Source organism: Streptomyces sp. NPDC047049 (assembly GCF_040643995.1).
Taxonomy (GTDB): Bacteria; Actinomycetota; Actinomycetes; order Streptomycetales; family Streptomycetaceae; genus Streptomyces; species Streptomyces mooreae.
In genome coordinates this window covers 1-14,798 of record NZ_JBEYVM010000038.1, presented here as the reverse complement: position 1 = coordinate 14,798, position 14,798 = coordinate 1, and the positions used below count along the sequence as shown (strand labels likewise).

The following is a 14,798-nucleotide window of genomic DNA, read 5'->3' as shown; positions in this document are numbered from 1 at the left end:
GCTGTGACGAGACCGGTCTGCCCGCTCACGTAGACGGTGCTGTCCGCCATGCCGGGCGTCCCCGCGTATGTCTTGGCCAGTCGGGAGTACGTGACTTTCCGGGAGGCCGGGTCGACCCGCGTCACTCCGTTGTAGCCGGTTCCCGCGGTGGAGCGGAGTTTGATGACCGGGCGGAGTTCGTTGCGTGCTATGGGCGCTACTATATGGGAATGGTTTCCATTACTGATAGCGTCTCCGACGAGAGGTGACCCACACACCATGTCCGCCCACTGTCAGCTGACCGGCGCCAAGCCGGGCTTCGGCAAGACCATCTCCCACTCGCACCGCCGTACGTCCCGTCGGTTCGACCCGAACATCCAGCGCAAGCGCTACTGGCTGGCGCGCGAGGGCCGGTACGTCCGGCTGACGCTCAGCGCCAAGGGGATCAAGACGGTTGATTCGATCGGTGTCGAGGCCGCGGTGGCACGGATCCGCGCACGAGGGGTGAAGGTCTGATGGCCAAGCAGAGCAAGATTGCGAAGAACGAGCAGCGCAAGGTGATCGTCGAGCGGTACGCCGCCCGGCGCGCTGAGCTGAAGGAGATCATCCGGCGGCCTTCCTCCACCGACGACGAACGCGCCTCCGCCCAGGCCGAGTTGCGGCGCCAGCCGCGCGACGCCAGCGCGACCCGGGTGCGGAACCGGGACAGTGTGGACGGCCGCCCCCGAGGCCACCTGCGCAAGTTCGGCATGTCCCGGGTTCGGATGCGCGAGCAGGCACACGCCGGATTCCTCCCCGGAGTCACCAAGTCGTCCTGGTGATGTCCGGCGACGGTCACGGCGGGCGGCGCTGCGGCCCGGGCCATTGCCCAGGCTGCGGCGCCGTCCCGGTCAAACCCTCCGGAAGGGCGTACCGATGAACCGCGCAACACCGGGCGGCCCGAGTCGCCCCTTCACGCTGGTCACCTGTACCAACTGCCCAACCGCCGTGGGCGAAGCGGTGAGGGGCCGGCTGGGTGAGGCCGTCCGTGCCTGCCCGCACGGCATCCTCGTCACCACCGGATGCCTGGGTGGCCTGCTGCGCTGCACTCCTGCTGCGGGCCTGCACGCCGCAGTGCAGCCGTGCGCGAAGGATCGCACTCCCACCGGCCCAGTCACCCGCCTGGGCCCCCTCGTCACCGAAGCCGACGCGGAACTGGTCGGCGCATGGCTCCTGGCCGGCATGCCGGACGACGGCACGCTTCCGCACCGGCTGTGCGCGGTACCCGCGCCCCGCCACATCGTCCACCTCAACTGACAGGAAGCCGAGTGCCCAAAGGGCTGTTGAGCATCGTGATCGGGAGCACCCCGGCTGCCCGCGGGCTCGCGGTGGACGCGCTTGTGTGCAGCTCGCCCGGCGACGCGGTGGTGCTGGCCGTGTCCATCCACGGCCGGGACGCTGGGTACCCGGTCGTACAACGTTTCGTCACCGGTCCCGGAGTGCCGCGGTCCGTCTCGCAGCCCATGGCGCAGGTGGTCACCGGCGACCCGGTGGTGATCCTCCGGCAGGACCTGTTGGCCATCCGACGCACCGCACGGCCCCCGCACTTGGTCCTCGCAATCCCCGACGAGCTGGATCTCCTGCCGTTCCTGGTGGAGTTGTGGCGAGCGCGGACCGGCGCCAGCGCGCTGGGCGACCATTACGTCCCGGCCCCGGTCGTGGCCGGGCTCGACCCAGCGGCCTTTCTGGCCGAGCTCGGATGCGTCCACCGGGCCGCCCGACTGGGGGACGGTACCGATCACACCAGCCCCCTGACACCGGCCGAGATAGCCGCCCGCAGGGTGGAAGCCGCCCAGGGCGTCCTCGTGACGGCCCAACCGGACCACACCGGCCGTCGGACGGAGGGGGTGGCTGCCCTGGCGCGTCATCTCAACCCCTCCGCGACACTCCTTCACGCGGCACAACAGCCGCAAGTGGCAGCGGAGTTGCCGCCGTCGTTCCTGCGGCCCGTACCGGACGCCCTTGAGGAGTGGCGGGCCCGGCTGGAACCGGTGACCGTGGTGCCCTCACGCCCCGTTACCGATCTGGGTGTGACGTCGGTGGTATGGCGGGCGCGGCGACCGCTGCACCCCGAGCGGCTCGCGGACGCGCTGCCCACCGTTATGGCCGGCGTGCTGCGTAGCCGTGGCCACCTGTGGCTGTCCAGCCGTCCCGCATCTGCCGTGACCTGGCGGTCGGCCGGACCGCACATGGAACTGCAAGAGGCGGATCGCTGGCTGGAGCCGGGAGACGACAGCGCCTGGCGGGGCGCATCCCCCCAACGGCGCACCCTGGCCTCGTGGTTCTGGCACGACTACTACGGCGAACGCCGTAACGCCCTCACGTTCACCGGCGCCGGCCTCGACCGGGACCGGCTCTGCTCCGCACTCGACGCGGCCCTGCTGAACGACAGGGAGTTGTCACTGGGCCGGGACGGCTGGGCGGCCTTCCCCGATCCGCTGCTCGGCGACGCCCCGCGCTGAGCCGAGCCACTCCCGGTCTCTGCCGAATCTCTCAGCGGTGCAGGCGTACGGCGGATCGGTCGGGCGGATGCTGCGAGCCCGCGAGCAGCGGCGCAGGTGGGGGAGACATCCCTGAACCCCGTCCACAGCGGCTGCCTGGTGTCCGCCGCCGCCGTGCCGCAGTGCGGCAGCTCGGACGCACCGGTGCCCCTGAGCTCCGCGTGAGCACAGGGGCACCGGTGTGCGCACCTTGTGAGTTGCCGGGTTGGGCGGTGCCGTGGCTGCGACCACCGCCCAACCCGGAGCCTGTCATGCCTGCGGCACCAGCTCCGGGTGCTCGTGCTCGCAGGCGTCGTCGATTCCGTAGGTGTCCCAGGCGGGGAACGGGTCGTCGGAGAGCTGTTCCCCGTCGGTCAGGAGGCAGTCGGCCAGGGCTGTTTGAAGTGGCTCGGTGCGCAGCCCCGTGCCGATGAAGACCAGTTCCTGGCCCTGGCTGTCTCCGGTGCCGCGGGCGCCGGAAGGCTCGAAACGGGCGACGGCTCCGGCCTGGGACCACAAGCCCGTGATGGTCGGGCGGCTGGCCAGCCAGAAGAAGCCCTTGGAACGCAGGATCTGACCGTAGGTGCCGCTGTCCAGTTCCTCGGTGACGAAGGTCCACAGCCGGCCGGGGTGGAAGGGGGCGTCGGCGCGGAAGACCGTGCTGGAGATGCCGTACTCCTCGGTTTCCGGTACGTGGTCGCCGTTGATCTCCCGCACCCAGCCAGGGGCCTGTTGTGCCCGCTCCAGGTCGAACAGCCCGGTGCCCAGGATCTCGCCGGGGCTCACCCGGCCGTGCAGTGCGGGCACGATGCGGGCGGCCGGGTTGAGGCGGGCGAGGGTGGCCTCGAGCCGTTCGGCGTTCTCCGCATCGACCAGGTCGGTCTTGTTGAGGATGATGACATCGGCGAACTCGATCTGGTCCATCAGCAGGTCGCTGACGGTGCGTTCGTCGTCCTCGTACTGGTCCAGCCCCCGCTCGGCCAGCCCGTCGCCTCCGGTCAACTCGGGAAGGAAGTTGGCGGCGTCGACGACGGTGACCATCGTGTCGAGCCTGGCCAGGTCCCCCAGGGTCGCTCCGTCGTCGCGCGGGAAGGCGAAGGTGGCGGCGACGGGCATCGGTTCCGAGATGCCGCTGGACTCGATGAGGAGGTAGTCGAAGCGGCCCTCGCGGGCCAGCCGGTCGACCTCTTCGAGCAGGTCATCGCGCAGCGTGCAGCAGATACAGCCGTTGGTCATCTCGACGAGGCGTTCCTCGGTACGCGAGAGAGCGGCCTCGCCGCCACGCACCAGGCTCGCGTCGATGTTGACCTCACTCATGTCATTGACGATGACCGCGACCCGAAGGCCCTCCCGGTTGGTCAGGACGTGATTGAGCAGAGTGGTCTTGCCGGCGCCGAGGAAGCCCGACAGGACGGTGACGGGCAGTCGGTTGTGCGTCATGCGATGGTCTCAGCTCTCCGGGCGCAGCAGCCCGCGTTCGTACGCCTTGGCCAGCCGCTGCGGGACGAGGTAGGGGGTGCCGTCGACGGTGACGGGCACGAGCTGCGGGGTGGTCGCCTTCCACTGAGCGCGGCGGTGGCGGGTGTTGCTGCGGGACATCTTCCGCTTGGGTACGGCCATGGCCGACCTCCTGCACGACTAGGTGATGAGCAAAAGCCTAAGTGAAAATGGCTTCCATTTTCAAACTGGTCGCGATGAGCGGCTGCCGGGTCGCACAAGAACCTCGGCTCCCTGTCCTGCCACTGTCCGTTCCTCCGTCACCCTCCGGGTCGCGGTGGGGTGTCACCGCTGATGTCCAGGAGTGTGAGGCGGCCTCCCCGTTTACCGGGGCATGCCGGCCCGAGCTGTCCGCGCACTCGACCGGCCGGGGCGTCGGGTGATGCGTCTCCCACAGCAACGTCTTCCGCTGGTGCGTCGAGCAGACGGCCCAGCGGCCGTCGACGGACAGGGTGAGACCGTCCGGTGCGTCGCCGTATTCATGGACGGTGACCGGTTCGCGACGCATGGGCATGAAGCAGCGGACCTGGCCGGCCAGTGACACCGCCAACAGGCGTCCGCCTTGCGCGCAGGCTATGCCGGTGGCCGTCTTCGGGAGCGGTGCGGTGGACCACTGCGCCACGCCGTCGGTGTCGTACGCGATGACCTGACTCCCTTCCGCGATCGCCACGACGCCCGGCCGCATCCAGCACGCCCGGATGCACGATGCGGCAGTGGTGCGCGTGATCAGCCTGCCGTCCAGGGCTCGCCACAGGCCATACCCGCGGGGGCCTACCAGTGCCAGGTGATGTCCATCGGGCGAGAGAGCGAGATCGGTGATGCCGCCCGGCAGTGCGAAGCGGCCACGCTCCTCGCCCCCGTCGAGATCCAGTACACGCACTCCTCCGCGGCGCCCGGCGACAGCGACCAGTCCCACGCCCGCCGAAAGGGCGACCGGTTCCCATGTGAGCCGCTTCGACCACAGCGGGGTGCCGTGAAGGCGCTCGGCGGCTGCCGAGGCGGGTGACGCTCCGGCCATCACCACGCCCCTGTCAGGATGCGAGGCGGGGCGGTGTGGCGGGGGCTGGGGGCCTCTGCCGCGAGGTCGTGATGACGTGCACAGGCGATCTTCCATATTCAGACATGCGGTGCTTTTGTGGGAGCGAGGAGGGGCTAGGCTGTGTCTTCAAATGATCTTGTGTGGTGGATCATGGTGGGGAGATACGTCGCCATGAACTGTCGGATGCCGAGTGGGAGTTCGTTCGGCCGCTGCTGCCCGAGTCCTCGCGGAGCCGGAAGCGGTTGGATGACCGCATCGTGCTCAACGGGATCGTGTGGAAGTTCGCACCGGCATGGCCTGGCGGGAGGTGCCCGAGCGCTACGGCCCGTGGGCCACGCTGCACACCCGTTTCCGGCGCTGGGCGCTGGACGGCACCTTCGAGCGGATGCTCCGTGCCGACCAGGCCCAGGCGGACGCGGCCGGGGACATCGAAGGGCTCGTGTCGGTCGACTCCACGGTCGTCCGCCCACCAGCACGCCGCCGGGGCCCGAAGAGGGGATCCGCAGCCTTAGGCTCGGACGCTCCCGGGGCGGCCTGACCAGCAAGATTCATCTGGCCTGCGACGCGAAGGGCCGCCCGCTCGCCTGCACCGTCACGGGCGGGAACACCAACGACTGGACCCAGTTCACCGCCGTGGTGCAGGCGATACGGGTGCCCCGCATCGGCCCGGCACGTCCCCGCATCCGGCCGGCCCACGTCCTGGGCGACAAGGGCTACAGCTCCACGGCCATCCGCACCTGGCTGCGGCGTCGAGGCATCAGCCACACCGTCCCAAAACGAGCCGACCAGATCCGCAACCGGCTCCGGCGCGGCAGCCGCGGCGGACGCCCGCCGGCCTTCGACAAGCAGATCTGCAAACAGCGCAACGTGGTCGAACGCTGCTTCGGCCGCCTCAAACAACACCGGGCCCTCGCCACCCGCTACGACAAACGAGCCACCCACTACCGGGCCATGGCCACCCTCGCCTGCCTACAACTCTGGCTCCCATGACTTTGCGGACACCCCCTAGGGTATGGCGCTGGCAGTGGGGCCGACGCACCGGCTGGGTAAGGTGAGCGATCACGGGAGCAGCCGGAGTGGAGGGGTGGTCGCGCCATGCTGGAGCCGGGACTGGGGACGCCGGATCCGTTCGTCTCGAGGCCCGCGCCGAGTGTGAAAGGGCGTCTCTTCGGCGGCCTCTTCTTCTTTCTGGCGCTCCTGTGCGCCGGCTTCTCGCTGTACAACTCGACGCACGCAGCGGGCCTCGTCGGTCGTCACGGCACGCTCACGGTCGAGCGCTGCTGGATCGACCACGGAAGCCGTCACCACAGCGACAAGACGGTGTGCGCCGGCACCTTCCGCGCGGACGACGGAACGACCGTCGATCACGAGGCGACCATCACGGCAGACCGCGAACGGGGCGACCGCATCCCCGTCCAGCAGACCGTGAGCGGCTACCTCGCCACCGGCTTCGGCGAGATCTGGCGCTGGTGCGCGCTGTTCTTCCTCGGCTGGATCGTCGCTGCGCCGGGGATCCCGTTCGCCGCGACCGGCATCATGCCGAGCAGGGGACAGGCCGTGGCCGTGGGCCGGCTGATCGCCGGAACCCGCGCGAGTGCCTGGATGAAGCGGCTGGTCCTGGGCGGCGCCGGTGGTGCGGCGCTCAGCCTCTACCTGGCCTGGATCTTCTGAGCCGGAAGGCTCCGACCACGCGACCGATCGACGCAATGACCATGAGCACAACCATCAAGTGAGGGAACCGGCTTGAACAGTCAGTCGTGGGGCGACACCGTCGCCCGCCGTGCCCGTGTCCGTGGCTGTCTTCTGGGCGGGGCGATAGGCGACGCCCTGGGATACCCGATCGAGTTCCAGCCGCTGGCCTCGATCCGCAACGGCTACGGGCCCTCCGGGGTCACCGGCTTCCTGCCGGTCGGCGGCGTCGTCCTCGGCCAGGTCTCCGATGACACCCAGATGACCCTCTTCACCGCGGAAGGACTCATCCGCGCCTACGCCCGCTACGGCCCCGCCACCGACAACGGCATCAGCTCCGCCGGGCCCGTCCTCGTGCGGAACGCCTATCTGCGCTGGCTCGACACCCAGAACCACCCCGCGCCTCCGCCGCCGGCCGAACTCGCCTACGACCGCACCGGCTGGCTGCGCCAGCAGACCTGGCTCTACGCCCGCCGTGCCCCCGGCAACGCCTGCGTCTCCGGCCTCCGCTACGAGCACATCCCCGACACGCTCGGCGAGCTCGGAGCGCCGGGGCCGGTCAACCCCGACTCCAAGGGCTGCGGCACGGTCATGCGCTCGGCTCCCTTCGGCCTCACCGGCATGCCCGGTCGCCGAGCCTTCGAATTCGCCGCCCGCTGCGCCCAGATCACCCATGGCCATCCCACCGGCTACTACGCGGCCGGTGCCTTCGCCGCCATGATCGGACACCTACTGGACGGCGACTCCCTCGAAGGCGCCGTGCTGCGCTCGATGGAACTCCTCGCCCGCTATCCCGGCCACGAGGAGACGACGGCCGCCCTCCGCAAGGCGGTCGACCTGGCTGCCGACGGCACAGCGACCCCCGAGAAGGTCGAAACCCTCGGCGGAGGCTGGATCGCCGAGGAGGCCCTGGCCATCGCCGTCTACTGTGCCCTCGCCCGCCCCGCCGACCCGGCACCCCGGCGCACGCGCGTGGAGTCAGCCTTCCTGCTCTCCGTCAACCACTCCGGTGACAGCGACTCCACGGGATCCATCTGCGGCAACCTCCTCGGCGCCCACCACGGCGACCTCGCCCTCCCCCCGTCCTGGCTCACCGCCGTCGAGGGCCGTGGCACGATCACCGAGCTGGCCGACGACTTCTCGGCGGCATTCCACCCCCTCACCCACCAGCCGTACAACGAGTCGTTCTTCGCCCCCGGGCGCTACCCGAGCAGCTGACGTCAACGACGGCAGGCAGTCGGGGCGCGGCGAAGCGCAAGTTGCGGCAGCTGAGTAGGACAGAGCTGTACCGACAGGCCGGCGACCAGGGCATCGCCGGCCGGTCGACGTCCCACAGCCGCACCCCACCGCTGGTCTCCCCGGCGGCCAGAGTGCGTCCGTCGGGGCTGAACGCCACCGATTCCGCACAGCTGTTGTCCGTCAGCGTGGCGCGGATCTTTCCCGTGATCACATTCCAAAGCCGTACGCCCCCGGCTCCGTCGACGCTGGCCAGGGTGCGGCCGTCGGGGCTGAAGGCGGCCGCCAGCGCATCGTAGGTATGCTCCCACCGCTGCCGGAGCGGAAGGCCGGCGGCCGCAAGTACGACGGCGGTCGCTTCCTTCGTGCGGGCAGCCGGTAGGCGTGGACTGCCAGGAGCGAGGCGAGCTCAGGACTGTCCTCGAGTAGAGCAGTCGACTGTGCGGCGAGCTGCCGTGACAGGGAGATCCGCTGTCCGGAAAGCGCATTGTGCCGTTGTCGTTCGCTGTTTCGGTACTGGTCCCATGCGATCATGCCCGCGGTGAGGGAGAGGGCGAGCAGGACGGCCAGCGTGCCGGTGAACTGGCGCAGGCGGCGTGTGGTGCGTGCCACTGCCCGCTGCTCCTGGTGGTGGGCGATGGGCGGTGGTGCTGGCGGTGAGGAAGTCGTGTTCCAGTTCGTTGAGCGCAGTGCCGTGTTCACGGGACCATGTCTGGGCCGTGGTGAGCTGCGCGCCTCGGTACAGTGCACCCCCATCGCGGGCCAGTTCGTCCCACTGCTGGGCGGCGCTGGACAGGCGTCGGTGGACACGCAGGGCATCACGGTCTTCGGTGAGCCAGCGGCGCAGCCGGGGCCAGGCTCGAATGACGGCTTCGTGGGCTACCTCGACCGTGCCGTCGGCCAGCACGATGAGGCGGGCGGCGGCCAGACGATGCAGCAGCGCGGCCACGTCGTCGGCGCCGCCGTCAGGGGATGCGTCACTGGCGCTGCCGCTGTATGCACCGGCCAGAGCTGGGGCCTCGGGGGCTTCCAGGCCGTCGAGTTCGGTGCGTGGCACAGGTCGGCGGGTGTCCTCGGTGCCTTCGCCGAGCATCGTGAGGCGGAGGAAGACGGCGCGCATCAGGGCCTGCCGGGCGGGAGGTTCGAACGCGTAGGCCGCTTCGGCGGTCTGGGCCACGGCGCCGCGCATTCCGCCCGTGGCGCGGTAGTCATCCAGGTGCAGGACGGGCCCGCTGCCGCGGTGCCAGGTTTCGCGCAGGGCGTGGGCCACCAGCGGGAGGGCCCCGGGCTGGTCGGCGGCCTCGGCGACGACGGTTGCCACCAGCTCGGGAGCGACCGTGCTCCCTGCGTGTGCCGCGGGCTCGACGATGATCGCGCGCAGCTCGGCGCTGGTGGGCGGCCCCACGGGCAACTGCGCGCCTTGCGCAGCGCCGCCCGCAGCCCCGGGGGGGTGAAGCACCGGCCGTAGAAGTCGTCCCGTACGCCGATGACCAGCCTGAGCCGCGGCGACTGGACACCGGCCAGCTCGGCCAGGGCGGAGTGGAACACGGCGCGCTCCGCCTCATCGGCGCAGAGCGTGAAGGCCTCCTCGAACTGGTCGATGGCCAAGAGCACCCGCTCCTCTTCCGGCCGTCCAGCCAGCCACGTGCTCAACGCCAGCTCCACCCCCTCGGGCTCTTCGGCAAGGCCCTGCAGCGCCACAGCACCACCGGTCGTATCCAGGGGCATACCGCTGTCACCGTCCGGCGCGCCGATGACTCGGTTGACTGCGCTGGTCAGCGTAGCTAGAGGGTGTTCCCCCGGAGAGAGCGTGGCAGTGTGCCAGAGAGGGCCCAGTCCCGGCAGTAGCCCGGCTCGCAGCAGCGACGACTTGCCGCTGCCCGAGGCACCGAAGACGGCCGTCAGCGGGTTCCGTTCTGCGCTGGCGGTCAGTTCTCTGACCAGCTCCGTGCGCCCGAAGAACACCTCCGCGTCGCCGGCACCAAAGGGTGCAAGCCCGGGGTACGGGCACCGAGGGGCCGGCCCGTGCCGCGCACTCCCCGCTGGCCTGCAGGGCGGCCCGCCACCGGACCTCCCACTCGGGGGGAGGGCTTGCCTCCGCATGCTTCCGCAAAGGCAAGGAGCACCTCCAACGACGGCAACCGGTCTCCCTTGGTCACCGCGGCCAAGGTACTCACCGAGTAATGGGCCTTCTTCGCCAACGCCCGGTAGCTGGGGCCTCCCGCCTCCGCCCGCAGCCGCCGCAGCTCCCACGCCAGCCGTCCCACCGGCCCCGCCTCGGGGTCCACCGAGTTCTCCGGCCGCCCCACCCGCGCCCCGCCCGCGCCCTTGCGCGCACGCCTGTCCGCCCCATGAGCTCCCCCTTCGGCCGCCGCGGGCCCGACATGCCGACGACACCATTGTCGGGGTTGTTTGTCGATCGCCACCTGCGCTTTCGGACAATTCACCCCTGGCGCAAGGTCGTTCATGTCGACGCCGACCTGGCGCCGGTACACGTGACAACCCAAGGACGGATCACATGAAGCGCAAGCTCGCCCTCACCGCAGCCACCGTCACCCTCAGCGTCGGAAGCCTGGCCGGCATGACTGCCTCGGCCGCCACAGCCGCCCCCGCCGCGCCCGCCACCACCACTGCCGCTGTGCCGGCAGACTCCCCGGTGAAGCAGGGCCACACGATGACCAAGGATGCTCAGGGCCACAAGGTGGCGAAGGTGAAGTTCACCAAGGTGACCGGGCACGTCGTGAAGGGATGGGTCGAGAAGCTGTCCAAGGACAAGATCTGTGCCCAGGCGATTGTGAAGTGGTACAAGGGCGGCAAGCTCCGCGACACCGACCTGTCTGAGAAGGTCTGCCGCAAGGGCCAGAAGAAGTACTTCTCCATGCGCGCCGGCGACAAGCACCACTTCAACGCCAGCGACGTGTGGGGCGGATTCAAGCTGTCCCGACCACCGCCAGCGATGATGCCCGGGCTGCAGGACGCACGTCGGGGACGATGCGAACCATGCCCGGGCATCACATCGTTTGTTCATGATGCGGCGGTCTGCCTCACAGCCCGCCGGTTGCCGACACCCGTCGCGGCGCACGTCGCTGGCCTGTCACCGGCTGAGGCGGATACGCGGCCCCACACGAACTCGAGCTCGTCCAGCAGGACGGCTTCCAGCGCCCCGTCCCACCGTCCGCGCAGGAGGAACGAGGCGGCCTCCATCCACTCGCAGATGATCAAGCTCGCGGGCTGACCGACCAACATGTACCGGCCGTGCTACCCGGCCCGTACGCGCGCAGTAGCTCCTCTGTCTGCCCGGGTGCGGCGCGCAATGCAGTCCGGATCGCGTACGGGCGCCGGCGCCCGCGCCATGGTGACCGGAGCGCGCTCACGCCCCAGCTGGCCCGCGACGCGGTGACGACGTGGACCACGACGACGACGGCCCCTGCCCGGAACCGCCCCGACAAAGCGGACCTGTTCGGCCGCCCAGTCGCCCGCACGCCGCCACAGTCGCAGACGCCCGAGCAGATAGCCGGCCGCGAACGCGACGACGACGGTGACGACGAGGCCCGTCACGACCACCGCATCCCGACCTTGGACAGCAGCTCCACCCGCTCCGGTGACAATGTCGCGGCCCGGCTGCGCTGGTTCCCGATCCACGCCCCGAGCCGGAGCTCCCGCTCCTCCTGGTCCTCGCCGACGGTCCGTTCGACGTGCTTGCGGGGTACCCGCAGGTGCCCCTCGCGCTCGAAGAACTGCCGGGCGGCCGCGTAGTTCAGCGCCCACTTGCCGGCCTGCGTACGGCGCGGGGGCGGCTTCTCGTCCTCGGCCGCAGGCTCGATCCCGAGGACCTGCTCACACATCCACTGCTGCACGGTCGTCAGGCTGTCCCAACCCAACCGGACCGACCGCACCCACCGGCCGAGGTCCTCGCCCTGGCGCACGACGTCACCGGGCTTGGTCGGCAGCGGGCGGCCGGCCTCCAGGTGGAGCCGGACGAGAAGGAAGGCGCGCTGCCACCCCACCGGCCAGGCCGGGCACCACGACGCGTCGATGTCCGCCAACTGCTCGCGCCGCTCGTCCGACAGCGCCCCGGCCGACGACTCCACCGGCAGGCCCTCGGCACGCCGCTGCTCGATCTCGGCGGCCCTCCGGGCGGCGGCCCGCGCATTCTTCAACCAGATCCCCACCCGGTAGCCCTGGAAGGTGGCGTCCAACGGGGCCAGGAGGTGGCCTGCCTCGGCCGCCCACCCGCGGGCCGCTGCGAGACCTTCCTCCCACGCGACGTCGAAGCGGCTCCAGACCATGCCCAGCTTCTCCAGCTGCTCGATGCGGTCGGCATCCATGTCGCCGCGGGCGTAGAAGCGGCGTGCGTCGGCGATCCATTGCCCCAGCGGAAACCCAGCGAGGGAGGCCGGCCACCCCGCGGCCTCCACCGCCTGGTCGTCGCCGGCGGGCACGCGGTAGGTGAAGGGCACCTTCAGGTCGCCGTGCTCGCGGACGTAGAGGGCGGCGGCCTCCACCCCGCGGCGCCAGTGCTGATGTTCGGGGTTCACCACGCGCAGGTTGATGAACGCAGCCAGCTGCGCCGGGTCTCGGGGGGCGCTGAATTTCAGCAGTGCCCGGGCCGGCTCCGACAGTCCGTGCTCGCGGCTCCCCTCCTCCTCGGCTTCGCCTCCCCAACGGCTCTGTACGCCCGTGGAGCGGCTTTGCACCTGAGGCTGGGCCAGTGCCTCCACTACCCTGGTGTCGTGCGCTCTCAGGGCTTCCAGGAGCTTCGCCAGCCCACCGAACGCCCGGGAGGTGAGCATGCTGTCCGCCGTCTCGCCAGGCGCCAGCAGGACCGGCACCACGAGTGAGGCGATCTTGCCCTCGCCGGGCTGCATCCGCAGGGCGCGGCCGACGGCCTGGACGAGGTCGGGCATGGAGCCGCGGACATCGGCGAAGTACACGGAATCGCAATTTCGGGTGTCGACTCCTTCCCCGAGTACCTTGACTGACCCCAGGTAGCTCTTCTCGACGACGGTGCCGTCGGTGTCGATGCCGTCGGCGAACTCTCCCAGCACGCGGCGACGGTGCAGGGGCATGTGATCCCCGCACAACCAGCTCGCCCAGATTGTGCGGGGGTAGAGCTCCGGGTCAGCGGCGTGCAGCTGCGCGGCGACATGGGAAAGGCCGGCCGCGAAAGCCTCGGCCTCCCTGACAACGTGGTGGAAGACGAGCGTGCGCCGGAAGTTCTCCTCCGAGGACGCCTTGAGCAGGGCGGTCTGGAGTGCCGCGAGCCGGGCCCCGCGGACCTGGTCCGAGTGGCCCTCAGCACCCAGGAGCTGGGCGGCCTGGAGCTGTGTGTCGGCGATGTCCACGCACACGACCTGGTACGGCGCACAGATACCCCTGCCGATCGCCTCCGAGAGCGTCAAAGTGTGACACCTGCTGCCGAAGGGCGAGGCAGGGTCGTCCTCCATCGAGGCCACCAGCTCACCCGGCGCACCGCCCTGCTCATGATCCTCGCTGACCTGCCAGAGCCGCGGCGTGGCCGTCATGTACAGCCGGCGCAGGGACGGGATCCGGGTGTTGTCGTGGACGACCGCCCAGGGCTTGCCGATCCGACCGGAGGTCCGGTGCGCCTCGTCCACGACGATCAGGTCCCAGCCCGGAAGGCCGGCGGCGTGCGCGCGCTCCAGCGTGCCGAGCCCGAGGGAGGCGTACGTGGCGTACACGGTTACCTTGTCCAGGCCCCTCGTCCACTCCACCAGCTCATCCGCGTCCGTGGTGTTGGCGAAACCCACCTCCTCGCCCCGCAGGGAAGACACCCCGATCATCGGGCCCCTGCGGCCACCCTCGTGCCACGCGGCCTTGGTCTGGGCGAGGAGGTCCAGGGAGGGCACGAGCACCAGCACTCGGCCCGCGTGGAGTTCTTCCGCGCTGCGGACCGCCACCCGGGTCTTCCCGGACCCGGTCGCCATGATCACCTGCGTCCGGAGCCCTCGCTCAGGCACAAGTGATCTTGCAGGCAATTCCAGGGCACCCAGAACGGCATCGACGGCTTCCCGTTGATGAGGGCGAAGCTCTTTTTCTGCCATATCCGGCCTGCTTTCTCCTGGTTGACGGAGGGTCGGGTCGGGCGAGCAGAAGCGGGAATCCTGCACGTAGATCCCTCCGAGAAGCTCCCGCAAAAGATCGGTTCCGGCGGGCCCGACAGGAGTCCCAGACGTCTCATTGGTGAAGCATTCTGAGTCCAGAGTCTATCCGCTAGATATTTTGAAGCAAATAGCTCAGATAAGTAATCGAACACTGCAGACCGGTACGCTCACCGACATGGTCAGAGCGAAGAACCGGCTGCCCGAGCCAGACTCAGACAGCGGCATAGAAGACGTCCCCCTCCTCATCTTGGGATGGCTCGGAGAGCAGGGAATCAGTGCCCTCATACGATTCGACGCACAGCGTCCCCGCAACTCATGGACTTTCGCCGCAGCAGGCGGTGAACTGACCCACCCCATACGCAAATGATGCGCCATCAGCTGACAAGTGCCTGAGCAACGGACTCGCCCTCATGCGCCAGCAAGGCATCAACGTCCCATTCTGACCGCCCTCAGATCGCCAGCCGCCCGCGCCAGCGGGCCAGCCTGAGGGCGAAGCCGGAAGGCCAGGAGAGCGAAGCGATCCGGTGCGCGAAGCGCACTCAGATCCCAAGCGAAGCGCGGGACCTGACGGCCCGAAAGGGCCGGCCTCGGCGAAGCCGAGGCAACTGGGTTGCGCAGCAACCCAGACCGACCCGCGGAGCGGGTCGGAACCACCGAGCGTAGCGAGGTGGTTCGCTTGCACAGCGCGCAGCGCTGTGGGACCCGCTCCGCGGG

At 69.9% G+C, this 14,798-nt stretch carries 13 protein-coding genes and 3 pseudogenes; 8 read left to right on the top strand and 8 right to left on the bottom strand.

Annotated features, from left to right (window positions below; all coding sequences use genetic code 11):
* Window positions 1-258: 258 nt before the first annotated feature.
* The 4 genes from rpmB (at window position 259) to ABZ851_RS37090 (ending at window position 2,480) form a co-directional block, all read left to right on the top strand.
* Window positions 259-495, top strand: coding sequence for a 50S ribosomal protein L28 (rpmB, locus tag ABZ851_RS37105; protein WP_361137102.1), 237 nt, complete (start codon window positions 259-261; stop codon window positions 493-495).
* Complete coding sequence (gene rpsN, locus ABZ851_RS37100) at window positions 495-800, top strand: 30S ribosomal protein S14 (RefSeq protein ID WP_361137100.1); 306 nt, start codon at window positions 495-497, stop codon at window positions 798-800. The genes rpmB and rpsN overlap by 1 nt, the downstream gene beginning before the upstream one ends.
* 166 nt (window positions 801-966) lie before the next feature.
* Window positions 967-1,275 carry a hypothetical protein gene (locus ABZ851_RS37095; RefSeq protein ID WP_361137098.1) on the top strand — a complete coding sequence of 103 codons (309 nt, stop codon included), beginning with the start codon at window positions 967-969 and terminating at the stop codon, window positions 1,273-1,275.
* A gap of 11 nt (window positions 1,276-1,286) precedes the next feature.
* Window positions 1,287-2,480, top strand: coding sequence for a GTP-binding protein (locus tag ABZ851_RS37090; protein ID WP_361137096.1), 1,194 nt, complete (start codon window positions 1,287-1,289; stop codon window positions 2,478-2,480).
* A gap of 288 nt (window positions 2,481-2,768) precedes the next feature.
* On the opposite strand, the gene ABZ851_RS37085 is transcribed toward ABZ851_RS37090, so the two are convergent.
* Genes ABZ851_RS37085 through ABZ851_RS37075 form a run of 3 tightly spaced genes read right to left on the bottom strand, consistent with a single transcriptional unit; the run spans window position 2,769 to window position 5,013 of the window.
* Entirely contained in the window at window positions 2,769-3,938 is a 1,170-nt protein-coding gene (locus ABZ851_RS37085; protein ID WP_361137094.1) for a GTP-binding protein, read from the bottom strand.
* 9 nt (window positions 3,939-3,947) lie between these two features.
* On the bottom strand, window positions 3,948-4,118 hold the full coding sequence (gene rpmF / locus ABZ851_RS37080) for a 50S ribosomal protein L32 (protein WP_006601600.1): 171 nt from the start codon (window positions 4,116-4,118) through the stop codon (window positions 3,948-3,950).
* A 37-nt stretch (window positions 4,119-4,155) separates the two neighbouring features.
* Complete coding sequence (locus tag ABZ851_RS37075) at window positions 4,156-5,013, bottom strand: hypothetical protein (RefSeq protein ID WP_361137092.1); 858 nt, start codon at window positions 5,011-5,013, stop codon at window positions 4,156-4,158.
* 182 nt (window positions 5,014-5,195) lie between these two features.
* On the opposite strand from ABZ851_RS37075, the pseudogene ABZ851_RS37070 reads away from it, so the two are divergent.
* The 3 genes and pseudogenes from ABZ851_RS37070 (at window position 5,196) to ABZ851_RS37060 (ending at window position 7,941) form a co-directional block, all read left to right on the top strand.
* Window positions 5,196-6,024 (top strand): annotated as a pseudogene (locus ABZ851_RS37070) (IS5 family transposase).
* A 162-nt stretch (window positions 6,025-6,186) separates the two neighbouring features.
* Entirely contained in the window at window positions 6,187-6,705 is a 519-nt protein-coding gene (locus ABZ851_RS37065) for a hypothetical protein (protein WP_361137090.1), read from the top strand.
* A gap of 72 nt (window positions 6,706-6,777) precedes the next feature.
* Complete coding sequence (locus tag ABZ851_RS37060; RefSeq protein WP_361137088.1) at window positions 6,778-7,941, top strand: ADP-ribosylglycohydrolase family protein; 1,164 nt, start codon at window positions 6,778-6,780, stop codon at window positions 7,939-7,941.
* On the opposite strand, the pseudogene ABZ851_RS37055 reads toward ABZ851_RS37060, so the two are convergent.
* The 4 genes and pseudogenes from ABZ851_RS37055 to ABZ851_RS37040 form a co-directional block, all read right to left on the bottom strand.
* A pseudogene (locus ABZ851_RS37055) lies at window positions 7,883-8,251 on the bottom strand (hypothetical protein); the annotation flags it as partial. The gene ABZ851_RS37060 and the pseudogene ABZ851_RS37055 sit on opposite strands and share 59 nt — an antisense overlap.
* 117 nt (window positions 8,252-8,368) lie before the next feature.
* On the bottom strand, window positions 8,369-9,418 hold the full coding sequence (locus tag ABZ851_RS37050) for a hypothetical protein (protein WP_361137086.1): 1,050 nt from the start codon (window positions 9,416-9,418) through the stop codon (window positions 8,369-8,371).
* A pseudogene (locus ABZ851_RS37045) lies at window positions 9,403-9,954 on the bottom strand (XRE family transcriptional regulator); the annotation flags it as partial. The pseudogene ABZ851_RS37045 and the gene ABZ851_RS37050, both read right to left, overlap by 16 nt.
* Window positions 9,888-10,427, bottom strand: a complete 540-nt coding sequence (locus ABZ851_RS37040) for a helix-turn-helix transcriptional regulator (RefSeq protein WP_361137104.1) — start codon at window positions 10,425-10,427, stop codon at window positions 9,888-9,890. The pseudogene ABZ851_RS37045 and the gene ABZ851_RS37040, both read right to left, overlap by 67 nt.
* Window positions 10,428-10,477: 50 nt before the next feature.
* On the opposite strand from ABZ851_RS37040, the gene ABZ851_RS37035 reads away from it, so the two are divergent.
* On the top strand, window positions 10,478-11,194 hold the full coding sequence (locus ABZ851_RS37035) for a hypothetical protein (RefSeq protein ID WP_361137084.1): 717 nt from the start codon (window positions 10,478-10,480) through the stop codon (window positions 11,192-11,194).
* Window positions 11,195-11,513: 319 nt separating this feature from the next.
* Here the strand turns inward: ABZ851_RS37035 and ABZ851_RS37030 are convergent, their stop codons facing one another.
* On the bottom strand, window positions 11,514-14,024 hold the full coding sequence (locus ABZ851_RS37030; RefSeq protein ID WP_361137082.1) for a Helicase associated domain protein: 2,511 nt from the start codon (window positions 14,022-14,024) through the stop codon (window positions 11,514-11,516).
* Between the last annotated feature and the right edge of the window lie 774 nt (window positions 14,025-14,798).

Coding starts and splice junctions, on each gene's coding strand:
- rpmB (WP_361137102.1), top strand. CDS start 259: ATGTCCGCCCACTGTCAGCTGACCGGCGCCAAGCCGGGCTTCGGCAAG.
- rpsN (WP_361137100.1), top strand. CDS start 495: ATGGCCAAGCAGAGCAAGATTGCGAAGAACGAGCAGCGCAAGGTGATC.
- ABZ851_RS37085 (WP_361137094.1), bottom strand. CDS start 3,938: ATGACGCACAACCGACTGCCCGTCACCGTCCTGTCGGGCTTCCTCGGC.
- rpmF (WP_006601600.1), bottom strand. CDS start 4,118: ATGGCCGTACCCAAGCGGAAGATGTCCCGCAGCAACACCCGCCACCGC.
- ABZ851_RS37075 (WP_361137092.1), bottom strand. CDS start 5,013: ATGGCCGGAGCGTCACCCGCCTCGGCAGCCGCCGAGCGCCTTCACGGC.
- ABZ851_RS37040 (WP_361137104.1), bottom strand. CDS start 10,427: ATGAACGACCTTGCGCCAGGGGTGAATTGTCCGAAAGCGCAGGTGGCG.
- ABZ851_RS37035 (WP_361137084.1), top strand. CDS start 10,478: ATGAAGCGCAAGCTCGCCCTCACCGCAGCCACCGTCACCCTCAGCGTC.
- ABZ851_RS37030 (WP_361137082.1), bottom strand. CDS start 14,024: ATGGCAGAAAAAGAGCTTCGCCCTCATCAACGGGAAGCCGTCGATGCC.